Source organism: Faecalibacterium butyricigenerans (assembly GCF_020687345.1).
In the GTDB taxonomy this organism is placed as follows: domain Bacteria; phylum Bacillota; class Clostridia; order Oscillospirales; family Ruminococcaceae; genus Faecalibacterium; species Faecalibacterium butyricigenerans.
Window position 1 is genome coordinate 44,913 of sequence record NZ_JAJEQL010000012.1, and the last position, 20,860, is coordinate 65,772.

A 20,860-nucleotide genomic window follows, 5' to 3' on the forward strand; every position below is an offset into this window, starting at 1 on the left:
CTAAAGCCGATAATTTTCTTGGTTTATTGTCAGAACGACAAATAGATTAGGAGGTTATCGGCTTTTTATGTTTTTTCAGGGAAATGAAAAATACAACTGTGCCACATATCTTCGATTGTCGCGTTCGGATGGCGACCAGCAGGAGAGCAACAGCATAAAAAATCAGAGAGCGTTGCTGAACGATTACATGGAGAAGCACCCGGAATTGCACAAGTTCGACGAGTATGTGGACGATGGTTACAGCGGCACAAATTTTGAACGCCCGGATTTTAAGCGGATGATGCAGGACATTGAAAAAAGGAACGTCAACTGCATCATCGTCAAGGATTTATCACGTTTCGGCAGAAACTACATTGAAACGGGTCGTTATCTGGAACGAATCTTTCCATTCATGGGTGTGCGCTTCATCGCCATCAACGATCATTATGACAGTGCAGAGGAAAACGATGATAAGGGCCGTATTCTGATTCCGTTCAACAATCTTATCAATGACACCTACTGCCGGGATATTTCGCTGCGCGTTCGCAGTCACTTGGATGTGAAACGAAAAGAAGGTCAGTTCATTGGCAGTTTCGCAGGGTATGGGTATCGCAAAGACCCCAAAGACAAAAATCATCTGATTATAGATGAATATGCTGCGGGCATTGTGCAGGAAATATTCAAACAGAAATTGAACGGAATGAGTTCACAGCGCATTGCCAGTCACTTGAACGAACTGGGTGTCCTGCCGCCGAACGAGTATAAGAGAGCCAATGGATTCAACTATACCTGCGGTTTTCAGGCTGGGCTGAATCAGAAGTGGACAGTGGTTTCCGTCAATCGTATTTTGAAAAATGAATCCTATACGGGAACATTGATTCAGGGTAAACGCAGGAAAATCAATTACAAAGTAAAAAAGAGCCATGATGTTGGAAGTGAAAACTGGATTCGGGTGGAGGATGCGCATGATGCCATTATCAGCAAAGGCGAGTTCCAGCAAGTACAACAGTTGTTGGAACTGGACACTCGTACCGCACCATCGCAGACAACAGTTTATCCATTATCAGGTTTTCTGCGCTGTGCAGACTGCGGGCAGAATATGATTCGCCGCACGGTGACGAAAAACGGAAAGAAGTATCAATACTATCACTGCTCTACCTATAAGAATGGCGGCGGCTGCACACCGCACATGATAAACAGTGAGAAGCTGACGGAAAGTGTTCTGGCTGCGATTCGGCATCAAGTGACCCTTCTTGTAGAAGCGGAAAAAGTACTTTCCCATGCAGAGTTGGCAAGCGGCGAGCAGATTGGAATAAAGATTCTGGACAGCCAGATCATTGCACTGGAAGCTGAATTGGAACGGTACAGTAATTTGAAAATCCGTCTGTATCAGGACTTATGCGATGATGTAGTCAGTCGGGAAGAGTACGGAGAAATGAATACTCGCTTTGCGCAGAAGATAAAAGAGGCACAGGATAAGATTCAGGAAATCCGCGAAAAGAAGCAGGAGGCATTAAAGCACGATACGCTGCTTCCCACTTGGCTGGAAGAATTTAAGCAGTACGAACATATCAAAACGCTCGAACGCAGGGTCATGGTAGAGCTGATCGACCACATAGATGTTCATAGCAAAACAGAGATTGAAATTCATTTCTGCTTCGAGGATGAACTGCACAGTATCACAGAAAAATTTATGGAATATCAAACACATCACGGAAATGAGGTGGCAGAGGAATGAAATGGGTCAGTTATACAAGGTCGATTTCCAGCAGGATCGGAGAAGAAAATCCATCCAATACGATTGCGGAACAGAATGAGCGCATAGCACAATATCTAAAAAAGCGTGGGTCCAGCATATCCGAAAAGTATAGTGACCGTAAGAGAACAGCAGAAGCCACAGAGGGCTTTGACAAATTGGTACAGGATGGGATGGCTCGGAAATTTGATGCAGTTGTTGTGGATTCTATCTTCCGCTGTGGAAGAACCCTTCCGTTTGCCATTGAAGCACTGCAGAGGACGTTCTATCCGCTTGGTATCCAATTTGCAGTTGTGGAAGATGACTTTTGCAGCATAGACAAAACTGCCGAAGAAGTTGTAGAGTATTTCAATGGAAAGACCATTGATAAGATTCGTTCGGAATTTATTACCAATCGCCAGAATCACTTTGAAGAAGGTACATTGACCCATCGACAGGCTAAATATGGTTATGCGCTGTCGGAAGATCGCAGAAGCCTTGTTCTTAATCCTGAAAGCGCACAGGTTGTAAAGCTGATTTTTCAGATGTATCTGGAAGATATGAAAATCCCGGAAATCGCAAGAGCATTGGATGTACAGGGCGTTCAAACACCGCAAGTCCAGATGGCAAAGAAAAAAAGATCAAGAACAAAAAATAAGTGGCAGGATTCAACAATTCGCTCGATTTTGAAAAATCCACTCTATATCGGAAAGTGTACGCTGACACTGGCAAAGGCAAAGCGAGAATTGGAGGTTCCGGCGATTGTTTCAAAGACGGAATTTCAGAAAGCTCAGAAAAAGTTGGAATCTACGAGGTTGCCTTCGAGAAAAAAGGCTCGAAAAAAACCAAATCTGCTCTTCAAAAAAATCTATGACAAGGAAAGTGGAAAAGGTCTGCTGTGCAGAACATCAGAAGATGAAAGCCAGCAAATCTATTCGTTTGACAAGGGGTATAGATGCTTCTCTGGAAAAGCCCCTTTCATCGAAAGCGAGAAAATCTTTCGAGAGATTCTTTCAGCTTTGGAAAAAGAAAAAATGCAAGCTGCGCATATTGATAGGGTGCTGGACTTGAATCCTGAGAAAGTCAAGCAGTGCATGGATGCTGGACTGTTGCAGTACAGAAAAAGAGCAAATGAGATCGTTGCGCACTTGATGGCCAAGGACGATGAACGAACAGCAGTTTATCGGCAATACGAGCAGGGATCAATTTTACTAGAACAGGTAGAGGAGTATGAACATCAGTATCAGGTGGCGGTCCAGAAGCAGGAAGCGGCTTTTAAAAAAGTAATGCTGGCTGTTAATGACATAGAAAAAGCATTTAGCCATGGAAATCCCTGGTTGATGAAGTTCCGAGCGATTTCAATTCCTGAAAAATTGGAGCGCACACATCTTAAAGAATGGCTTGACCATGTATGGATCGTAGATTTTGAACAGGTAGAAGTGATCCTACAAGAAAGTGAGTGGAAGAGATTCTTCCCGGAAGAATGGCTGAACAACGGAGAGGAAGATTGTAATGGCAAGAAAGAGTAGAAAGAATATGATGCCGCAGGCTGCTGTGCAGGAGGCCGTACAGCAAAACGAAAAAGAACTTCTGCGCACGGCAGCGTATGCGCGGCTGTCGGTTGAGAACGGCGGGCATGAAACAGAAGATTCCCTGCACACACAGATTTTGCAAATTCATAATTATATCAGGGAAAACCCGGAACTGACGCTGACCGATACCTATGCAGACAATGGTTTTACGGGAACACGTTTTGACCGACCAGAATTTGAGCGTATGATGCAGGATATACGGACAGGCAAAATTCAGTGCATCGTAGTGAAGGACTTATCTCGATTTGGTCGTGACTATATCGAAACGGGAAGCTATCTGGAAACTATTTTCCCGATGCTCCATGTTCGTTTTATCGCCATCAACGATGATTTTGACAACATCCGGCAGTCGGATGTGGATAGTCTTGCGGTTCCCATCAAGAACATGGTAAACAGCTTGTACGCGAAGGACATTTCAAAGAAAATCAGCCTTAGTTACCAGATGCGCCGCGAGAAGGGAATCCCTACATCGTGGTGTACACCGTATGGCTATCAGTTGAACCAACAGGGAAATAAGCTTGAAGCGACTGAGGATGCGAAGTGGGTCAAACTGATCTATCAATGGTATCTTGCAGGAGTGAGTACAAACGAAATTGCCCGCAGGTTGGAATTTTTAGAAGTAGCAAGGCCGAACGAACGGCTGAATCGCAAATTACATGAGGGAGATGACCCTACCTATAATAAATGGCACCCCAGTACGGTTCTTCGTATTTTAAACAGCAGTGCCTATATTGGAGAACTGGTATCTGGAAAAACGCAAACTGCATCATACAAAGGGATTGGCCTCCATCCAGTGGAAAAGAAGGAATGGCATATTGTTGAAAACGCGCATGAAGCAATCATTCTGAAATCGGATTTTGAAAAAGTGCAGGCACGGCGGGAACAGAATAAGGAAAAACGGGAAATGGCGATGGCTCGTTCCAAGGCAACCAGAGAAAAGTGTTATAACCATCTCTCAGGAATGGTTTACTGTGGCTGCTGCAGACGCAACATGACGTTTGAACGGAGAGTGCATGGTACGGTGAAAGAAACGCACTATGGAGTGTTCATTTGCAAAAGAAAGAAGAACACGACTCCCTGCGCCTATCATGCGGTGCCGGAGAAAATGCTGATGATGGTGGCGATGGATCAGATTCATCATCTGGTGTCTACCATGTGTGAAGAAGAAAAGCTGGTAAAAGACATGATGCGCAGCAGCAATCTGGATTCGGCTCGTTCCATCAAAATGAAAGAAAACTCTATCCTGTTTCGGATTCAGGAAGCTGAAGAACGGCGGTTGCGCTTATATGAGGACTATAAAGCTGAAATTCTGGACGAAGATGAATACAGTCAGCTAAAGGAACACTACATAGCAGAAAAGCAGCGGTTGGAACATGAACTGCAAAAGCAGCGTCAACGTGCATTGGAACTGGAAAAAAGAATCAAAATCTGCGATGCGCAGATGGAGCGGATGCGCGGGATTCTGAATCAAAATGAATTTGATGAAGAACTGGTGCATGAACTTATCAAGAGAATCTATGTAGGAATGGACAATTCTGTGGAGGTCGAATTTAAGTGCAGCGACCCCTATCAGGAAGTGCTTGCAATCATGTCGGAGGTTCAGAATGAATGATAAAATTGCAATCTATCTCCGCTTATCATTGGCAGACGGAGATTTGAAAAAAGGCAGCAAGGATGAAAGTAACAGCATTGAGAACCAACGGATGCTGCTCCACGATTACATTGGGAAGCAGGAAGATTTGTTTGGCGAGATTGTAGAATATGTAGATGATGGCTATACTGGAACAAATTTTAATCGTCCGGCTTTTCAGAAAATGATCGTGGATTTGAAGCAGGGCGATATAAAAGTCATCATGGTAAAGGATTTATCCCGCCTTGGTCGTGACTATATCGGTGTTGGCGATTACATTGAACAGATTTTTCCGTTGATGGGAGTTCGGTTTATTGCTGTGAATAATTCCTTTGACAGCATGAAACTGAACAACGGAACACCGGGAATCGAAGTGGCGGTCAGCAATCTGGTGAATAATATGTATAGCCGGGATATTGCGAAAAAGATTCGGGCTGCTCTGGAAACGAACTGGAAGAACGGGAAAGCCACCTGCACGAATGTCCCTTTTGGATATGTGTGGAACAAGAAAGGTGGGCAGCGGTGGGAGATTGACCCGGAGGCAGCACCCTGCGTGAAAAAAGTATTTGAATTAGCATTGTCCGGCCGCAATACAACGCAGATCGCCTACGGCATGAACGAATTAAATCTTCCTACGCCGGGATTGTATGCGAAACGAAAGAATCTGCTGATGGGCAGCAATCCTATTATTGCCCCGGACAGTGAAATGTTATGGAACGCGGCAATCGTGTGGAGAATCCTTAGACGGTATGAATACACTGGTGCGTTGGTTATGGGGAGAAGAAAGAAAATTGACGTAAACACTACATCAATTCGGACACTCCCGGAGGACAAGTGGATCATTGCAGAAAATGCACATGAGGCCATTGTGACGAAAGATGAATACTATCAGGCGCAGAAAGCAATCCGTAACGTAACCCCAATTCAGTATAAGGTAGGCGATGATTTCGCCTTAAAAGGGAAGATTTGCTGCGGAAACTGCAAACGGCAGCTTCGGCACGAAAAGCAGTATGGGGAAATGGTTTTCTGTTGCGGCTATAAAAGGGCGGCAGGAAAGTTCTCTAAATGCTACGGCGGCTATTATAGAGAATATTCGGTGAACGCAAAAGTGGCTCGTGCGATAAAAACTGTGTTCTATGCACTGGATGTGGTAAATCAGGGAATGCAGGAAAAGCAGTCTATCACGGTGCGCTGCATAGACATTGAGGACTTGGAAAAGCAGGCAGAAATGATTCGGGCAGAGCAAATTAAACTCTATGAATCGTATGCAGATGGGATTCTGACCCGCAATGAATATCTGGAAAAGAAAAAAGGACTGGGGGAAAAGCTGGCAGATTTGCAAGAGAAGATTCGTATAGAAGAGGAAGAGCAGGAAACCGCAGATGAACTGGATGAGGAAATCCGCAGCCTGACAAAGCAGGCAAGTCAAAAAACATACATAGGCGGTCTGACCAAGGAATGTGTGGATGCCTTTGTCAGCATGGTTTATCTGTATGACGATCAAACGATGAAAGTTGAGTTTAACTGTGAGGATGTGATTCGGAGAGCATTGGAAAAGTATGGCGCATAACCGCATAGAAACAGCGAGGTGAGCAAAAAGAATGCCCGTCTGGTTGAGAGGATTCGCAAATCTTCTCGATCAGGCGGGCATTTCATTCCGTAGGAATGGCTTTGCCCGCATAAGCCACAGACAGCACCCCGGTGTAATCCGAAGTGCAGCTGTGGCTTATGCGGGATTTTTTGTTATATGATCAGCGGGTTACAAAATCAGATTCCCAAACCGTACAGTATTGCTTTCATCTCTCTTACCATCCGAGTGAGAATTTCCTGTTCGATTTCATTGCAGTCCAAGAGAAGACGGTGAATTTCGGAATTTGAGGTTGAAGTCGAGTGTATCAAACTATCTACCAGCAAATCATCAGTCGATACGTCAAGAGCATTGGCAATATCAACCAATGCATCAAGACTTGGGCGTTTGATAGCGGATTCAATTACGCTAATATGTTTTCGTGTCATGTTAAGCTGCTCTCCCAGAGCCTCCTGTGTGATACCAGCTTGTTTTCGAGCATTTGAAATGCGCTTGCCCAAAGTTCTATAATCAATAGACATGTGCTTCTCTCCTTATGATTCCCCGCATAAGGCAGTACAATTATCTCGCATGATGGTAGGTAGAGCAACTCTATATCAAAGGTTCTAAGACCGCAAAGGGACACACTGCTAGCTGCTCTGTGGTCTTAGGCTGTTTTGCTACCTACTGGGTAGCAAAAGGCAACTCATGCTACCTGATGGGTAGCAGTCAAAACGCAACGAATGCTTTATAATAGAGGTAGGAAAAGACTGCAAATAGGAAGGAAAGACAATGGCGGACAAGGTAGAAAAAAGAATTCTTACATTATATAGTGATGTGCAGGCAACTTCTGTTCACTGGTTGTGGTATCCATTCATTGCAGTGGGAAAGATAACATTGCTGCAAGGCGATCCCGGCGATGGAAAGTCAACCATGATGATGAATCTGATTGCGGAACTTTCTAAGGGTGGGAAAACACCGGATGGAAAGCCTGTTGGGATGCCGCAAAGGATTATCTACCAGTGTTCGGAAGATGGAGTATCAGATACCATTAAACCCAGACTGGAAAGATGCGGCGCAGATTGTAGAAAAGTAGCTTTTATCAATGAAGAAACATACAGTGGCCTAACGTTGGATGATGAGCGTATCCGTCAGGCAATCATTGAATTTCGCCCACGGCTTGTAGTTATAGACCCGATTCAGGCGTATTTAGGAAGTGATTCTGACCTTCAGATTGCAGGGAGAGCCAGAAAACTGATGCAGCGTCTCGGAATGTGGGCTTCAGTATATGATTGTGCCATTGTGCTGATTGGTCATCTCAATAAGAAAGAGGGAACGAAAGGTTTGTACCGAAGCCTTGGCAGCATAGATGTGGTTGCTGCTGCGCGAAGTGTTTTGCAGGTGGAGCGTGACCAGGAAGATACAGATATTCGTATTGTCCGGCAGATAAAAAACAGTTTGGCTCCGTCTGATGGAGAAATTCGGTTTTCTATAACAGCAGAGATGGGGTTTCAATGGTTGGAGTGCAAGAGCACATTCGTTTCATCGGAACAAACGGAAGTGCCAGAATTTGAGTCAAAAACAGAAAAGGCAGCATATCTGATAAAAAAGTTGCTTTCTGATGGCGATATGAGAGCAAGAGAAATCTATATGCGGATGAAAGATGAAGGAATCAGCCGCAGAACCGCAGAAAATACGAAGAAAGAACTCGGTATCCGAAGTTATCGGAAGATGCGACAGTGGTATTGGAGCATCCATACGGGAGAATGAGGAAAAGTACATGATTACCGGTGAAGTAGAAGCAGTAGACCGTAAGCAAAAAATCAGAGACCGCTATAAGGGGGTAGATATATCGGAATTGGAGGTCATTCCCGCCAAAATCATAGAGGATCTGGAAACAAGTTCTGTGATTCGGCGTGTGGCAGCATATATCCGTGTTTCTACCGATAATGATGAACAGACTTCTTCGTATGAACTTCAGAAAAACTATTATACGGATTATATTCAGGCACAGCCGGGATGGGTATTTGTTGGAATCTATGCGGATGAGGGCATCAGCGGCACATCTCTGGAACACCGGAAAGGGATGCAACAGTTGATTGAGGACTGCAAGGCAGGCAAGATTGACCTCGTTCTTACAAAATCCATTGCCCGTTTCGCTCGAAATATCGTTGATTGCCTCTCTGTGATTGAACTTCTGAAAAATCTGAATCCGCCTGTGGGTGTGAAATTTGAAGCAGACAATATCTATACGCTGGACAGCAATGGACGCATGATTCTGACGATTCTGGCATCTGTGGCAGAGGAAGAATCGCATTCCAAATCCATCATTATGAACTGGTCGATTGATCGGCGGTTCAGCCGTGGCTTGTTCCTGACCCCTGCATTGCTTGGATACGATAAAGACGAGGAAGGCAACCTTGTAATTAACCCGGAGGAAGCGCAGACAGTAAAGGTGATTTACTACCTGTACCTGAATGGATATTCGCTTACGGAAATTGCAACCCTTTTGATGGAGTATAGCCGTAAGACGAAGCTGGGGCGTGTGGAGTGGAATCCCGGTACACTTGCAGGTGTTCTGGCAAATGAGCGCCATTGTGGTGATGTACTGGCAAGAAAGACCTTTACACCGAACTTTTTGACACATAAATCAAAGAAAAACAATAATGACCGAACACAGTACAGGCAGAAAAATCACCATGAAGCCATTGTTTCCAGAGAAGTTTTCAATGCAGCCAATCATCTGCGGGCATCCCGCAATTATTCAAAGAAAAACAGACCCTTGCCCGTGTTAAGCGTGGTTGAAGATGGGATTTTGCGAGGATATGTGCCTTTTGATAAGGATTGGACAGGCTTTTCGGCAGAAGAATACCGGGAAGCCTCTGAAAGCGTGATGAAAGAACCGGATGCTGCTGTTACTGCGGATGTGAAAAAGCGTCTTGATCTGACGGGCTATGAAGTAGTCAGGGCGCAGTATTTTTCTACCATGCAGAATCCGGCCATGACGATTTCTAATGGACGATTGCGATTTAACACAGCTTGCTTAAAAAAGTTTGAAAATGTGGAATATGTGGAGCTGCTGTTAAATTCTGTTGACCGCTGCATTGCCATTCGCCCTTGTGACAAGAATAATCCAAACGCTATACGTTGGGGCAGACTGAAAGAGGGACGCTGGTGCGCCAGCACTCTGGGATGTCGTGGACTTGCAAAGGCTTTATTTGACATCATGGAGTGGGATGAGGATTTGCGTTATCGGTTCCGTGGTCAGTTTTTGGAGCAGGGTGATAACAAAATGATGCTGTTTGCCTTTGATGAGCCGGAAATGATTAAAGTGGAAGAAATCGTTCTGCCTCCAAAGGAAAGCGCCGAAGAAGATGAGGGCGAAACGGTCAAAAAGAAGATTTACATTTTCCCACCAGAGTGGGCTGGAACATTTGGACAGCCGATTACAAGTATTGCGCAGGTGGGTATCTTACGGCAGGAGAATTATGCAGGAAACTGGGATGTATTTCGTCCTGCGTCGGAGATAGAGGAAATGAACACATTTACGGCAGAAAGTCTAAATAAACTGCTTCATGAAGCGGAGAAGATAATGGAAGGATGGACTGATATAGATGAATGAAGAAAATACAACAATCATGCCGCCAGAGGAGCAGATTGTGCAGGATGATAGAGACGCACGGGCGGAAGAACTGGAAAGTGCCTTTTCGTATGATGGCTACCAGGTCGTGCGAAAGGAACTGTTCGCCCATCTGCGTGACCCGGCAATCGTGATTCGTAAAGATAGTATCACATTCAATACAGCCTGTATCACAGGGCTGGAGGATGTGGTCTACGTTCATGTCATGTTCAACAATGATTTGAAGCGTATCGTTGTTCGTGGGTGTGATGAAAATGACAAGGACGCTCTGCGTTGGTGCGTGGCAAAACCGGATAAGCGCAAAAGCCGGAAGATGTCCTGCAAGCCATTTGCGACTTTAGTTTATCAGGAAATGGGATGGGACAGCGAGTGCCGATATAAAATGTTAGGGTACAGGATTACATTTGAGGGTGAAACTTTGTATGTTTTTGATCTTCTTGTGCCAGAAATTTTCCATGAAGGACAGAGAAGAAAAAAGAATGCAGCAGATTCGCAGGATAATGTTGCAGCAACAAAACCTGTGGATAGCCGCAAAGGATTCTACCCAGATGATATTGTGGGAACTTTTGGCGTGCCTGTGGAAGAACACCGAAAAGAATCTGAAGTCCAGCAAATGGATGGGTATGTGTCAATGGGGATTCTGACAGGAAAGATCGTTCCTGAAGCTGGAAAGGACTAATTGTCGGTTGCACAAGGGAATAGTCTGTCCATTTGCGGGAGGTGAGCAGTATGCAGAAAACAGAACAGAAAACGGAGCAACAGGCAGGACTTGGCATGAGTTTCTGCGAGGAAGAGGGACGAATCACGGTCTTCAGAAAAACGCTGGAAGCGTTAGAATGGCCGTCACACTATCGGTTTCTGTATAATCGCAAAATGAAACAGATAGCTGTACAGGCGTGTGGAGCAGAAGAATCAGGAGCGCATCGTGTGGGAAAGCCGGATGAATCCAATAGCGGTGAAATCAAGTGTATGGCATTGGTTCGCATGATTTACGGGGATTCTGGGTGGGATAAGAAAATGTCCTATCGGCTGCTCGGAAGAGCTTTTCCACAGCAGCGGCTTGTTTCGTTTAAGATAACGGATGCGATGCAGATAGAAAACGGGAGAGTGCTGACTGAAAATGTGAATCTTACATCAGTTGGTTCTAGAATAATTAGTTGTCCATGATATAACAGTGGCGAAGAATGCAATAATATGGACAACTCCACGCAAGAAAAGTTTACAGTTAGTCGCTTGATGTGGGCGGTGAATTATGGTAAGATGGAAACACAATAGGAGAGTTTACGCTCTTGTTGAATCTACTGCGAGGAAGTGAATGCCGATGGAAAATCAGCTTGCCCACACGATAGATCAGACAGAGTATGATTCGAGATATGACAGAACAGCGAAAAAGCTGTTGGCAAACAAACAGATTCTGGCACAGATCATGAAAGGCTGTGTGAATGAATACAGCGATTGCACCGTAGATGATATTGTTGCGAAATACATCGAGGGAACCCCGGAGGTTGGTTCTGTTGGTGTTCATGTCGATGATACGAACAGACCCAAAAAGTCAACAGATGTAATCAAGGGCAGTAACAACGAGGATTCTACGCTGACCGAGGGAACATTGTTCTACGATGTTCGCTTTGACGCAATCGCACCGAAATCTGCGGACAGCACAGAACAGGAAGAAGTCATTCGTCTGATTATCAATGTGGAAGCACAGACAAAATTCAAGCCGGGATACCCATTGACGAAACGGGCAATCTATTATTGTAGCAGAATGATTTCTGCACAGCACGGCCCGATTTTTACAAAATCCGAATACGGGAAAATTCGTAAGGTCTATTCGATTTGGATTTGTACCCAGCCGTCAGATGGTTTTGAAAACACGCTTACCCGGTACTCCATTAAACCGGAACAGTTGATTGGAGAAGCGCAGGAAGAAACCGAAAACTACGATTTGATGAGTGTCGTAATGATTTGTTTAGGCAAGCCAGGGACAGAGAATCATAAGGGAATCCTGAAATTTATGGAAGTGCTGTTATCTTCCACAAGATCAGGTTCTGAGAAAAAGAAGATTCTGGAAGAAGAGTTTGGCGTTGCAATGAGCGAAGAACTGGAAAGAGAGGTGCTTGAAGTGTGCAATCTTAGTCAAGGCGTAAGAGCCGAAGGTCGTGAAGAAGGCCGTCAGGAAGGCAGAATCGAAGGCATCGGAATTGGCGAGATTCGGATGCTGGTTCAGCTTGTTCGAGAGGGTGATTTACCGCTGGAGCGTGCTGCGGCAAAAGCGAAAATGACAGTTGAGCAGTTTAAGGAAACAATGGAGAACACCCCATTACAGGCAGTGTGAAAACAAAATAGTATAAGATAACGGATAGCCCTACAAGGCTCTGATGATTCAAAGAATTGTCAGAAAAGCCTTGTGGGGCTTATTTTTTTGCTTTTTTGAGAAATTTTTTGTCCCTATCTTGACATCAGGGGGACTTGCGGCAGTCAGCTCCTCCGCATTTGCGGCACTTTATAGTGCATTTGGAAAATACGATGTGGTGCACATCCATGCCGAAGGGCCGGCGTTCTTTGCATGGCTGCCGAAGATGTTTGGGAAAAGAGTTGTAGTTACCGTCCATGGCATTGATTGGCAGCGCGAGAAATGGCAATCAGGACTTGGTTCTAAGTTTATCCACCAAGGCGAAAAAAATGCTGCGAAATATGCGGACGAGGTCATTGTTCTGAGCAAAGGAGTGCAGGACTATTTTAAGGAAACTTATGGAAGAGAAACGCACTTTATCCCCAATGGCGTGAATAGGCCGCAGATTCGGGAAGCAAATCTGATTACGGAGAAGTTCGGGCTGAAAAAAGACTCATACATATTGTTCCTCGGTCGTCTGGTGCCGGAAAAGGGGATTCGATATCTGGTTGAGGCCTTCAAGAATGTCAAGACGGATAAAAAGCTGGTTATCGCAGGCGGCTCCAGTGATACGGATTCCTTTATGGAGGAATTGAAAGAACTGGCGAAGGGGGACGATCGGATTCTCTTTACCGGGTTTGTGCAGGGAGCAATGTTGGATGAACTATACAGCAATGCTTACATCTACACGCTGCCGTCTGATCTGGAAGGAATGCCGCTAAGTCTACTGGAAGCAATGAGCTACGGCAACTGCTGTTTGGTTTCGGATATTCCGGAGTGCGCAGAGGTTGTGGAAGACAAACGAAATGGAACGGTTGCTGACACTGTATAGCGAAGTTCAGTCAACGGATGTACGGTGGCTGTGGTATCCCTTTATTGCAATCGGGAAAATTACACTGCTACAGGGTGATCCTGGAGATGGAAAATCTACCATGATGATAAATCTGATTGCGGAACTTTCAACAGGAGGTAAGACCCCGGACGGATGCAAAATTGGTGCGCCGCAAAAAGTGATTTATCAGTGCTCCGAGGATGGCGTTTCGGATACGATAAAGCCCCGTCTGGAACGCTGCGGAGCAGACTGCAGGAAGATTGCTTTCATCAATGAAGAAGTTTATAACGGCCTCACATTGGACGATGAGCGTATCCGTCAGGCAATCATTGAATTTCGGCCTCGATTGGTCGTGATTGATCCGATTCAGGCTTATCTTGGCAGCGATTCGGATTTGCAAATCGCAGGCAGAGCGCGGAAACTCATGCGCCGCCTTGGAATGTGGGCTGCTGGTTACGACTGCGCTATCGTTCTGATTGGACACCTCAACAAAAAAGAAGGCTCCAAAGGGCTGTACCGAAGCCTTGGCAGCATTGATGTTGTGGCAGCAGCACGAAGCGTCCTGCAGGTGGAGCGAGATACAGAGAATCCTGATATAAGAATCGTACATCAAATCAAAAACAGTCTTGCGCCTACGGCAGAAGACATCCGTTTTTCCATTTCCGCCGACAAGGGCTTTCGATGGCTGGAATGCAGGCCACAGCTTTTTGAAAAACAACAGCCGGACGCCGAACCTAAATTTGATACAGAACAAACCAGACTCTATATTACACCAAAAAGATTGCAGAAACGGAAAACTGGAGTTTGGGTATCAGGGTTCTACTGTATTGGATGAGCCCGAACGAGAAGCAGGCACTACTTCAATACCGATTCCGCAACGTGAAGAATCTGAAAATATACCTTTGCCAGATTTACCGGGACAGCTTGAAAACGTACAACAATCGGGCAATGAGATTGCTGAAAGAGGAATGCCGACATGAATTCTGGGCGAGTTATGAACCTGCGAGTGACAATTCCGGCGGAAAGCCGGAGATTGAACGTTGGGAAAGATGTTATCCGTATTCTTGGAAGTCCGGCCTATATCTGCGTTTTGCAGAGGAAAGATCGGAAGTCTATTGCAATCACGCCGTGTGCTGCGGAGCATCCCATGTCCTTTAAGGTCCCGGACAAGCTACTGACCGATGGGCAGTGTCGGATGATGATTAACGGAATACAGTTCATTCAGGTGTTGCTGGAAGCAAATGGCCTGGCGGCAGGAAAAGACCATCAGTTTAAAGGACGGTATGATGCCGAGAAAAATGCAGTTATCATTTCGCTTGAAAAAGATGAACAAAGTGCCCTCTCGCCTCAAAAGTGTACAACTTGACATCACGTCCATTTGGTCGTATAATACGTCCAAATGGACGTGATGAAGGGAGCTAATACTATGAGTGCCGGAATTTTAGATGGCTTTCAAACGATAATTCCAACGGCAGCGGCTGTCTTATCGGAAAAACGACAAATATTAAGGCTGACGCAACAAGAGGTTGCTAATCGCGCAAAAATAACATTACGTCAATATCAAAGGCTGGAATCTGGGGAAAGAAACATTTTGACTTCTTCTTTTGGCTTGGCATGTCGAGTAATTGAAGCTCTTGATATGGATGTTTCTAAATTCTATCATGGTGACTATTACCTTGAAGAAGAAGTGAAGACAATGAGAGGCAAAGGGATTGCCAGCAGAAAAAAGTCATCGATTTAAAGGACGGCATGATGCCAAGAAAGAGCAATATGGACAAATCTATGTTGAAAAGTTTACATCTGCCAGCTTGATATGCAAGGCGTTTTATGGTAAGATGAAAGCATAATAGGGAGATTATGAAGCTCGGAGAGAGGCGGTGAGGCCGATGGGAGATAACAGGATGGTTAGTTTCTCACTGGGAGGAATGGCCTTTGAATACGATGATAATAAAAATCAGATAAATATTAAAAAACACGGAATTTCATTTAAGAGTGCAGCGCGTATCTTCTTTGACTATGACCGAATCGAGTTTTATGATGAGGATCATAGCTATGACGAAGATCGATATAACACCATAGGCGATACTTCTGCTGGACGGATTTCTCAAAAAGCAGAGGGTGCATTGATTGGCAATATAGACCAGTTCATCGGAAAGGTGAATGAAATACTATTTGTTGTATATACTGAACGAGTAAGAATTGAAGAAAGCGGTACAAAAACAGATGTGACAAGATTGATTTCGGCACGAATGGCTACCGAATTTGAAAGGGGGCTTTATTATGGTAAAAACGAGTGAAATGTCTATGGAACTGAAACAGGAACTTGCATTTACAAAAGAAGAACTCGCAGAACTGGAAGCGGCAAAGAAAATGCCAATCACGTTTGATGCGGATTGCCCTGAAACCACACCTGAGCGGGCGGTTAAATTTAGAAGAGTTAATCCGCCGCGTAACAGAATGGATGCCCATGGAGCATAATCATAATCAAGAAAAGAACGTATAGAGCGCAAGTAAGCCCTACAAGGCTCAGATCGGTTCGGAACCGACTGAAACCCTTGTAGGGCTTATTTTTTTGTAAATTTTTTTGTTCCTTGCTTGACAACCGCATAGGGTCAACCAAGAAAACCTACGATAACTAAATGGTTTTGACGGCTTGAGTTGTCCTTCAAATGTTTTATTTGTTGAAAAACTGCAAGAAGCGGGAAATCCTGAGGGTTATATGTAGGTGGCTTTTGGAAGCTCTGTTTTGACCCACAAAAAGGAGCAGCAAATAAAGATTGCAGGAGAGTTCAAGCCTACGGTGGATTGCCTTTGTGCGATCCGCCGTGGGTTTGTTGCTGTTTATATAGAAAAAGTGAGGAGTGCAGAATGTACATGAATGACGGAAATAAAACGAAAATCAATCTGAGAAACAAGAGTGTTTTTATCACGGGTGTAGCTGGTTTTATCGGTTCTAACCTTGCAAAGAGACTGCTCTCCACGGTGGAGGGTGTCAAGGTTGTGGGTCTGGACAACATGAACCACTATTATGATGTGCGCCTGAAGGAAGCACGTTTGAACGAATTGGAGCAGTTTGACAATTTCAGCTTCGTAAAAGGTAATCTGGCAGACAAGGCTGTGATCGAATCTATCTTTGAGCAGTATAAGCCGGAAATCGTAGTGAACCTCGGTGCGCAGGCGGGTGTCCGCTATTCCATTACGAACCCTGATGCCTATGTGGAAGCAAACTTGATTGGCTTCTATAACATTCTGGAAACGCTTTGGCAGTAAGATCATTGTCCGCATCGATAAGGACGAGGAAATCCTTGAAAAAGTAAAGGAGCTTGCGCTGAAGGAAAACATCCGCCTCGCCGCCGTTCAGGCACTAGGGGCTACCAACAGCTTTACGGTGGGCGTGTACAATGTGGCGGAAAAGAGATACTACGCCAACACCTTCAGCGGCAGCTTTGAGATCGTTTCTCTGACCGGCACCATCAACACCATGAACGGTGAATTTTACACCCACCTGCATATGAGCGCCGGGAACGACAAGGGCGAGGTGTTCGGCGGACATCTGAACCGGGCAGTGGTCAGCGCCACCTGCGAGATGGTGGTCGATGTTCTGGACGGAACGGTAGACCGTGCGTATGACCCTGTTACCGGGCTGAACCTGTTCCAATTCCAGTCTGATAAAGAGAATGTTTGAGGATAAGCTGCCGGTGGATGCCGACATAGGAACCACCGCGGAAAACGGGCAGCTTTGAAAAAGCTTTGAGGAAAAGTGAAATGAAGATTCGGAAAGCAGAGGAAAAAGATATTCCAAGACTCCTTGCCCTGCTGGGGCAGGTATTGCAGATCCATGCAGAGATCCGCCCGGATATTTTTATTCCCGACACCACCAAATACACCGTCTGTGAACTGGAAGAGCTTCTGAAGCAGGAGGAGAAACCCATCTACGTTGCCGTAGACGAGGATGATGTGTGCAGAGGCTATGCCTTCTGTCAGATGCAGGAGCAGCCTTTTTCCACCAACATGGTGCCCTTCAAGTCGTTGTTTATTGATGACCTTTGCGTTGACCGGCAGGCACGGGGGCAGCACATCGGAGAAAGTCTGTTTGAATATGTGAAGCAGCAGGCAAAAGAACTGGGCTGCTATGAAGTGACCCTGAACGTCTGGGCAGGAAACACCCCGGCAGAGCACTTCTACGAAAAGATGGGCATGAAAACAAAGGAACGGCAGATGGAGTACATCCTGTGAATCGGGTGAGAGCGATGACGCTCTGATCGGGTACTATTTTTGAAAAACCGCGATGTGAAAAAGGAGAAACCGCATGACATACACAAAACAGACCCTCCAGCAGGATCTTGCTGCCATGGGGCTGACTGGCACTGAGACCATTCTCATCCACTCCTCCATGAAGTCCATTGGTGCTGTCGAGGGCGGTGCAGACACGGTTCTGGACGCGCTGATGGAGTTCTTTGCGGAGGGTCTGCTGTTGCTGCCCACCCACACATGGCAGTCCATCGATCAGGACCACCCGGTGTTCGATGTCCGCCGCAGTCCCTGCTGCGTGGGCATCCTGCCGGAACTGTTCCGGCAGCGGCCCGGGGTAGTGCGTTCTCTTCATCCTACGCACAGCATCGCGGCCTGCGGCAGGGGCGCAGCAGAATATCTGGCAGGGGAACTGGAAAACAACACCCCCTGCACCCCCGGTGGCTGCTACGACCGTCTGCGGGCGGTCGGTGGAAAGATCCTGCTGCTGGGCGTCAGCCATGCCCGGAACACCTTCCTTCACAGCGTGGAGGAGGTGCTGAACGTCCCCAACCGGCTTACCGACAAGCCCTTGCAGCTCACTGTGGTGGATGAAGCCGGGGCAGAGCACACCGTTTATATGCGCCGCCACTACAATGCGCAGCAGCCCCACATCTCGGAGGATTTCGTCAAGCTGGAGCAGGCGTATCTGGACTGTGGCGCAGCGAAAAACACAAAATTTGGCGACGCGGCGTGCATCTTGTGCGACGCGAACGAGCTTTTTCGAGTGACGCGGCACATCCTTGCCCCTGCCCCGGAGGCGTTTGTCACCGAGCCGGTGATCCCGGCGCAGCGCTGGAAGGAGCTGTGCACGGAAACACGATAAGAGACAGAATCCCGACAAGAGAAAGAGGAAAACAGAATGCAGACATACAGCCGCAGACCCTCTGCTGTCAGCCGCTTTGAGCTTAGCGCAGCAGCACTTCATATCATTGCCATGGCACTGATGCTGATGGATCACCTCTGGGCGACCCTTCTGCCGGCGCAGGACTGGCTGACCTGTGCCGGGCGGCTGGCGTTTCCCATCTTTGCGTTTATGGCGGTAGAAGGCTACTTTTACACCCGAAACCTGAAGCGTTATGCCCTGCGGCTGCTGCTGTTTGCACTGCTTTCGGAAGTGCCCTTTGACCTGATGTATGGCGGGACATGGTTCTACCCGGTGCACCAGAACGTGATCTGGACGCTGCTGCTGGGGCTTTTGGGTGTGCATCTGATGGAAACGGTGCGCAAAAAGCAAAAGCTCTGGGTCTCACTGCCGGTGTGTGCCGTAGTAGTGGCAGCAGGAGCGCTGCTGGGAACACTGGGTATGACGGATTACTACGGCGCTGGCGTGCTGACTGTGTTCGCCTTCTACCTCTTCCGGGGCCGGAAATGGTGGTGCCTGCTGGGACAGGCGTTGACCCTGTACTGGATCAATGTGGAGCTTCTGGGCGGGTTGATGTACCCCATCCGGCTGTTCGGCATGGAGTTTGAGCTTTGCCAGCAGGGGTTTGCGCTGCTGGCGCTGGTGCCCATCTGGCTGTATCGCGGGCGGCAGGGCTGCCACAGCAAACCATTCCAGTATGCCTGCTATGCCTTTTACCCTGTGCACATGCTGGTGCTTGTGCTGGCGCTGAATTTCGTGAATCGATAGACATCGCCAGAAGCCCATGAACGTCTCCATGATCACAGTGGAAGCCGCCACCCTTCACCAAAGTGCAACAAATATTTGACATTTCTGCACGGCTGCGGTATGCTATGCAGTGGCAATAAAAAGAGAATCATCAGAATGCTGGAGGGGCCTTATGCTGAGAGGGTTCACACCCGACTCCCTGCACCTGATCCGGATAATACCGGCGTAGGAAATGCATTTCTGCTGCTTGATACAGTGGGCCGTTTGACTCGCTGGCAAGGGGGATGCTTTCCGGACGAAAAGCATCCCTTTTATTTTGCACAAACAAAAAAGAAGGAAAGACTATGAAAACTGAAAACTGCTGTACCGGCTGCAACCGTCCGGACCTGCCCTGGGCAGGCCGTGGCACGGAACTGCCCATTGCAGGCTGCCGCTTTACCCTGTACCCGATGTCGGATAAATACATCGAGATCATTCTGGGCGCGCTGGAAAAGACGGACACCTCCGCCGTGTGGAGCGAGACGGATGCCCTTTCGACGGTCTACCGCGGCAAGCTGCCCTATGTGGCAGACGCTGTACAGGCCCTGTTCCTGAACGCTTACCGCCCCGGCGTCCACATGGCGCTGGAAGGACAGTTCTCCAAGGGCTGCCCGGGGGACGTGTCCGGGGATACAGTACTGAATCGTGAGGGCGAAGCCCCCAATGCAGAGCTGGTGAAGGACATCCACTTCCCGGTCCACTGCAAGCTGGCTCTGTATCCGCTGGGCGATGCCCAGTATATCGACGAGATCGCCAAGGTGTGGTATATGGCACAGGAGGAGGGCCTGAACCCCAAGACCATTCACTACGCTACCCGCATTGACGGCGACGTGCAGGATGTGTTCACCTACCTGACCCATGTGTGTGAGCGGATGGAGAATGCCCCGGCAGTCCACCACTATGTCCTGCACTTTACCATGAACTGCAACAGCCCGACGGAGGAAAACTAAAATGAATACGAAGAATTGGAAACTGAAAGATGTTCTGTTGATCGCCATCAGCGCCGTGTTGTTTGGCGTGGTCTACCTTGGCTGCACCTACATCGGCGGCGTCCTGTACGGGATGCTGACCCCGTTCGGCATGGCCTCTCTGGGCTATGAGCCGTTCTATGGCATCTACTTCATGGCAGGCGCATTCGGTATCTATGTCATGCGCAAGCCCGGCACCGGCCTCATCGCGGAGCTGCTGGCGGCTGTGCTGGAATGCCTGTACGGCAACTATTTCGGACCCATCATCATCCTGTCCGGTCTGGTGCAGGGCCTTGGCTTTGAGCTTATCATTGCGCTGAAACGCTACAAAAAGTTTGACCGGTTGACCATGATCCAAGGCGCAGTCATCTGCTCTGTCCTCACCCTGATCTACAACCTGTTCATCAGCGGCTACAGCAAGATCGCGGTTCCCGTGCTGGCCATCATGCTGGTGGTGCGGATCATCAGCGCCATCGTCTTTGATGGCTTCATCACCCCGATGCTGGCCGATGGCCTCGTCAAGGCAGGTGTCCTGAAGGGCTATGCTGTGGCACAGGGGCAGGACATGGATCTGGAGGACTAAG

The 20,860-nt window shown here is 47.2% G+C and carries 23 protein-coding genes, 1 pseudogene and 1 riboswitch; of the genes and pseudogenes, 23 read left to right on the plus strand and 1 reads right to left on the minus strand.

Features of this window, described 5'->3' with window-relative positions:
- Window positions 1-67 precede the first annotated feature (67 nt).
- The 4 genes from LKD23_RS06495 to LKD23_RS06510 are packed head-to-tail and all read left to right on the plus strand — an operon-like array spanning window position 68 to window position 6,506.
- Complete coding sequence (locus tag LKD23_RS06495) at window positions 68-1,717, plus strand: recombinase family protein (RefSeq protein WP_227620954.1); 1,650 nt, start codon at window positions 68-70, stop codon at window positions 1,715-1,717.
- On the plus strand, window positions 1,714-3,243 hold the full coding sequence (locus tag LKD23_RS06500) for a recombinase family protein (RefSeq protein ID WP_227620955.1): 1,530 nt from the start codon (window positions 1,714-1,716) through the stop codon (window positions 3,241-3,243). The genes LKD23_RS06495 and LKD23_RS06500 overlap by 4 nt, the downstream gene beginning before the upstream one ends.
- Window positions 3,227-4,918 carry a recombinase family protein gene (locus LKD23_RS06505; protein WP_227620956.1) on the plus strand — a complete coding sequence of 564 codons (1,692 nt, stop codon included), beginning with the start codon at window positions 3,227-3,229 and terminating at the stop codon, window positions 4,916-4,918. Before LKD23_RS06500 ends, LKD23_RS06505 begins: the two co-directional genes overlap by 17 nt.
- A complete protein-coding gene (locus tag LKD23_RS06510; RefSeq protein WP_227620957.1) occupies window positions 4,911-6,506 on the plus strand; it encodes a recombinase family protein in 1,596 nt (531 codons plus the stop codon). Before LKD23_RS06505 ends, LKD23_RS06510 begins: the two co-directional genes overlap by 8 nt.
- A gap of 197 nt (window positions 6,507-6,703) precedes the next feature.
- Here LKD23_RS06510 and LKD23_RS06515 read toward each other — a convergent pair whose 3' ends face one another.
- Entirely contained in the window at window positions 6,704-7,045 is a 342-nt protein-coding gene (locus LKD23_RS06515) for a helix-turn-helix domain-containing protein (RefSeq protein ID WP_227620958.1), read from the minus strand.
- Between the two features lie 250 nt (window positions 7,046-7,295).
- On the opposite strand from LKD23_RS06515, the gene LKD23_RS06520 reads away from it, so the two are divergent.
- The 19 genes and pseudogenes from LKD23_RS06520 to LKD23_RS06610 all read left to right on the plus strand — a co-directional run bounded on the left by LKD23_RS06520 (window position 7,296) and on the right by LKD23_RS06610 (window position 20,859).
- Window positions 7,296-8,273 (plus strand): AAA family ATPase, encoded by a 978-nt coding sequence (locus LKD23_RS06520; protein WP_176932291.1) that lies wholly within the window; start codon window positions 7,296-7,298, stop codon window positions 8,271-8,273.
- A gap of 10 nt (window positions 8,274-8,283) precedes the next feature.
- Window positions 8,284-10,125, plus strand: a complete 1,842-nt coding sequence (locus tag LKD23_RS06525; RefSeq protein WP_227620959.1) for a recombinase family protein — start codon at window positions 8,284-8,286, stop codon at window positions 10,123-10,125.
- Entirely contained in the window at window positions 10,118-10,822 is a 705-nt protein-coding gene (locus tag LKD23_RS06530; RefSeq protein ID WP_227620960.1) for an integrase, read from the plus strand. Before LKD23_RS06525 ends, LKD23_RS06530 begins: the two co-directional genes overlap by 8 nt.
- A gap of 50 nt (window positions 10,823-10,872) precedes the next feature.
- Complete coding sequence (locus tag LKD23_RS06535) at window positions 10,873-11,310, plus strand: hypothetical protein (RefSeq protein WP_227620961.1); 438 nt, start codon at window positions 10,873-10,875, stop codon at window positions 11,308-11,310.
- Window positions 11,311-11,464: 154 nt separating this feature from the next.
- The gene (locus tag LKD23_RS06540) at window positions 11,465-12,478 is read left to right on the plus strand and encodes a hypothetical protein (protein ID WP_227620962.1); all 1,014 of its coding nucleotides are present in this window, start codon (window positions 11,465-11,467) and stop codon (window positions 12,476-12,478) included.
- Window positions 12,479-12,521: 43 nt separating this feature from the next.
- Window positions 12,522-13,367, plus strand: a complete 846-nt coding sequence (locus LKD23_RS06545) for a glycosyltransferase family 4 protein (protein ID WP_489705729.1) — start codon at window positions 12,522-12,524, stop codon at window positions 13,365-13,367.
- Window positions 13,342-14,202, plus strand: a complete 861-nt coding sequence (locus tag LKD23_RS06550; RefSeq protein ID WP_227620963.1) for an AAA family ATPase — start codon at window positions 13,342-13,344, stop codon at window positions 14,200-14,202. Before LKD23_RS06545 ends, LKD23_RS06550 begins: the two co-directional genes overlap by 26 nt.
- Window positions 14,195-14,347 carry a hypothetical protein gene (locus LKD23_RS06555; RefSeq protein WP_227620964.1) on the plus strand — a complete coding sequence of 51 codons (153 nt, stop codon included), beginning with the start codon at window positions 14,195-14,197 and terminating at the stop codon, window positions 14,345-14,347. The genes LKD23_RS06550 and LKD23_RS06555 overlap by 8 nt, the downstream gene beginning before the upstream one ends.
- A gap of 14 nt (window positions 14,348-14,361) precedes the next feature.
- Window positions 14,362-14,733, plus strand: coding sequence for a hypothetical protein (locus tag LKD23_RS06560; protein WP_227620965.1), 372 nt, complete (start codon window positions 14,362-14,364; stop codon window positions 14,731-14,733).
- 60 nt (window positions 14,734-14,793) lie between these two features.
- Window positions 14,794-15,108: a helix-turn-helix domain-containing protein gene (locus LKD23_RS06565; protein WP_227620966.1), complete on the plus strand. Its 315-nt coding sequence runs from the start codon at window positions 14,794-14,796 to the stop codon at window positions 15,106-15,108.
- A 145-nt stretch (window positions 15,109-15,253) separates the two neighbouring features.
- Window positions 15,254-15,664, plus strand: coding sequence for a BrnT family toxin (locus LKD23_RS06570; RefSeq protein WP_227620967.1), 411 nt, complete (start codon window positions 15,254-15,256; stop codon window positions 15,662-15,664).
- Window positions 15,648-15,845 (plus strand): hypothetical protein, encoded by a 198-nt coding sequence (locus LKD23_RS06575; protein WP_097777544.1) that lies wholly within the window; start codon window positions 15,648-15,650, stop codon window positions 15,843-15,845. The genes LKD23_RS06570 and LKD23_RS06575 overlap by 17 nt, the downstream gene beginning before the upstream one ends.
- 396 nt (window positions 15,846-16,241) lie before the next feature.
- A pseudogene (locus LKD23_RS06580) lies at window positions 16,242-16,622 on the plus strand (GDP-mannose 4,6-dehydratase); the annotation flags it as partial.
- Window positions 16,600-17,052 carry a PPC domain-containing DNA-binding protein gene (locus LKD23_RS06585; RefSeq protein WP_227620968.1) on the plus strand — a complete coding sequence of 151 codons (453 nt, stop codon included), beginning with the start codon at window positions 16,600-16,602 and terminating at the stop codon, window positions 17,050-17,052. The pseudogene LKD23_RS06580 and the gene LKD23_RS06585, both read left to right, overlap by 23 nt.
- A gap of 80 nt (window positions 17,053-17,132) precedes the next feature.
- The gene (locus tag LKD23_RS06590) at window positions 17,133-17,603 is read left to right on the plus strand and encodes a GNAT family N-acetyltransferase (protein ID WP_227620969.1); all 471 of its coding nucleotides are present in this window, start codon (window positions 17,133-17,135) and stop codon (window positions 17,601-17,603) included.
- Window positions 17,604-17,676: 73 nt separating this feature from the next.
- A complete protein-coding gene (locus LKD23_RS06595; RefSeq protein WP_227620970.1) occupies window positions 17,677-18,483 on the plus strand; it encodes an AAC(3) family N-acetyltransferase in 807 nt (268 codons plus the stop codon).
- Window positions 18,484-18,519: 36 nt separating this feature from the next.
- Complete coding sequence (locus LKD23_RS06600) at window positions 18,520-19,290, plus strand: TraX family protein (protein ID WP_227620971.1); 771 nt, start codon at window positions 18,520-18,522, stop codon at window positions 19,288-19,290.
- Window positions 19,291-19,420: 130 nt separating this feature from the next.
- Window positions 19,421-19,519, plus strand: a riboswitch (TPP riboswitch).
- Between the two features lie 94 nt (window positions 19,520-19,613).
- Window positions 19,614-20,258, plus strand: a complete 645-nt coding sequence (locus tag LKD23_RS06605) for a YkoF family thiamine/hydroxymethylpyrimidine-binding protein (RefSeq protein WP_227620972.1) — start codon at window positions 19,614-19,616, stop codon at window positions 20,256-20,258.
- A 1-nt stretch (window position 20,259) separates the two neighbouring features.
- Window positions 20,260-20,859 (plus strand): ECF transporter S component, encoded by a 600-nt coding sequence (locus LKD23_RS06610; RefSeq protein ID WP_227620973.1) that lies wholly within the window; start codon window positions 20,260-20,262, stop codon window positions 20,857-20,859.
- Window position 20,860 lies beyond the last annotated feature (1 nt).

What these genes read in the sequence shown, in the direction of transcription:
- LKD23_RS06495 (WP_227620954.1), top strand. Translation starts at nt 68, where the DNA reads ATGTTTTTTCAGGGAAATGAAAAATACAACTGTGCCACATATCTTCGA.
- LKD23_RS06500 (WP_227620955.1), top strand. Translation starts at nt 1,714, where the DNA reads ATGAAATGGGTCAGTTATACAAGGTCGATTTCCAGCAGGATCGGAGAA.
- LKD23_RS06505 (WP_227620956.1), top strand. Translation starts at nt 3,227, where the DNA reads ATGGCAAGAAAGAGTAGAAAGAATATGATGCCGCAGGCTGCTGTGCAG.
- LKD23_RS06510 (WP_227620957.1), top strand. Translation starts at nt 4,911, where the DNA reads ATGAATGATAAAATTGCAATCTATCTCCGCTTATCATTGGCAGACGGA.
- LKD23_RS06515 (WP_227620958.1), bottom strand. Translation starts at nt 7,045, where the DNA reads ATGTCTATTGATTATAGAACTTTGGGCAAGCGCATTTCAAATGCTCGA.
- LKD23_RS06520 (WP_176932291.1), top strand. Translation starts at nt 7,296, where the DNA reads ATGGCGGACAAGGTAGAAAAAAGAATTCTTACATTATATAGTGATGTG.
- LKD23_RS06525 (WP_227620959.1), top strand. Translation starts at nt 8,284, where the DNA reads ATGATTACCGGTGAAGTAGAAGCAGTAGACCGTAAGCAAAAAATCAGA.
- LKD23_RS06530 (WP_227620960.1), top strand. Translation starts at nt 10,118, where the DNA reads ATGAATGAAGAAAATACAACAATCATGCCGCCAGAGGAGCAGATTGTG.
- LKD23_RS06535 (WP_227620961.1), top strand. Translation starts at nt 10,873, where the DNA reads ATGCAGAAAACAGAACAGAAAACGGAGCAACAGGCAGGACTTGGCATG.
- LKD23_RS06540 (WP_227620962.1), top strand. Translation starts at nt 11,465, where the DNA reads ATGGAAAATCAGCTTGCCCACACGATAGATCAGACAGAGTATGATTCG.
- LKD23_RS06545 (WP_489705729.1), top strand. Translation starts at nt 12,522, where the DNA reads ATGATTCAAAGAATTGTCAGAAAAGCCTTGTGGGGCTTATTTTTTTGC.
- LKD23_RS06550 (WP_227620963.1), top strand. Translation starts at nt 13,342, where the DNA reads ATGGAACGGTTGCTGACACTGTATAGCGAAGTTCAGTCAACGGATGTA.
- LKD23_RS06560 (WP_227620965.1), top strand. Translation starts at nt 14,362, where the DNA reads ATGAACCTGCGAGTGACAATTCCGGCGGAAAGCCGGAGATTGAACGTT.
- LKD23_RS06565 (WP_227620966.1), top strand. Translation starts at nt 14,794, where the DNA reads ATGAGTGCCGGAATTTTAGATGGCTTTCAAACGATAATTCCAACGGCA.
- LKD23_RS06570 (WP_227620967.1), top strand. Translation starts at nt 15,254, where the DNA reads ATGGGAGATAACAGGATGGTTAGTTTCTCACTGGGAGGAATGGCCTTT.
- LKD23_RS06575 (WP_097777544.1), top strand. Translation starts at nt 15,648, where the DNA reads ATGGTAAAAACGAGTGAAATGTCTATGGAACTGAAACAGGAACTTGCA.
- LKD23_RS06590 (WP_227620969.1), top strand. Translation starts at nt 17,133, where the DNA reads ATGAAGATTCGGAAAGCAGAGGAAAAAGATATTCCAAGACTCCTTGCC.
- LKD23_RS06595 (WP_227620970.1), top strand. Translation starts at nt 17,677, where the DNA reads ATGACATACACAAAACAGACCCTCCAGCAGGATCTTGCTGCCATGGGG.
- LKD23_RS06600 (WP_227620971.1), top strand. Translation starts at nt 18,520, where the DNA reads ATGCAGACATACAGCCGCAGACCCTCTGCTGTCAGCCGCTTTGAGCTT.
- LKD23_RS06605 (WP_227620972.1), top strand. Translation starts at nt 19,614, where the DNA reads ATGAAAACTGAAAACTGCTGTACCGGCTGCAACCGTCCGGACCTGCCC.
- LKD23_RS06610 (WP_227620973.1), top strand. Translation starts at nt 20,260, where the DNA reads ATGAATACGAAGAATTGGAAACTGAAAGATGTTCTGTTGATCGCCATC.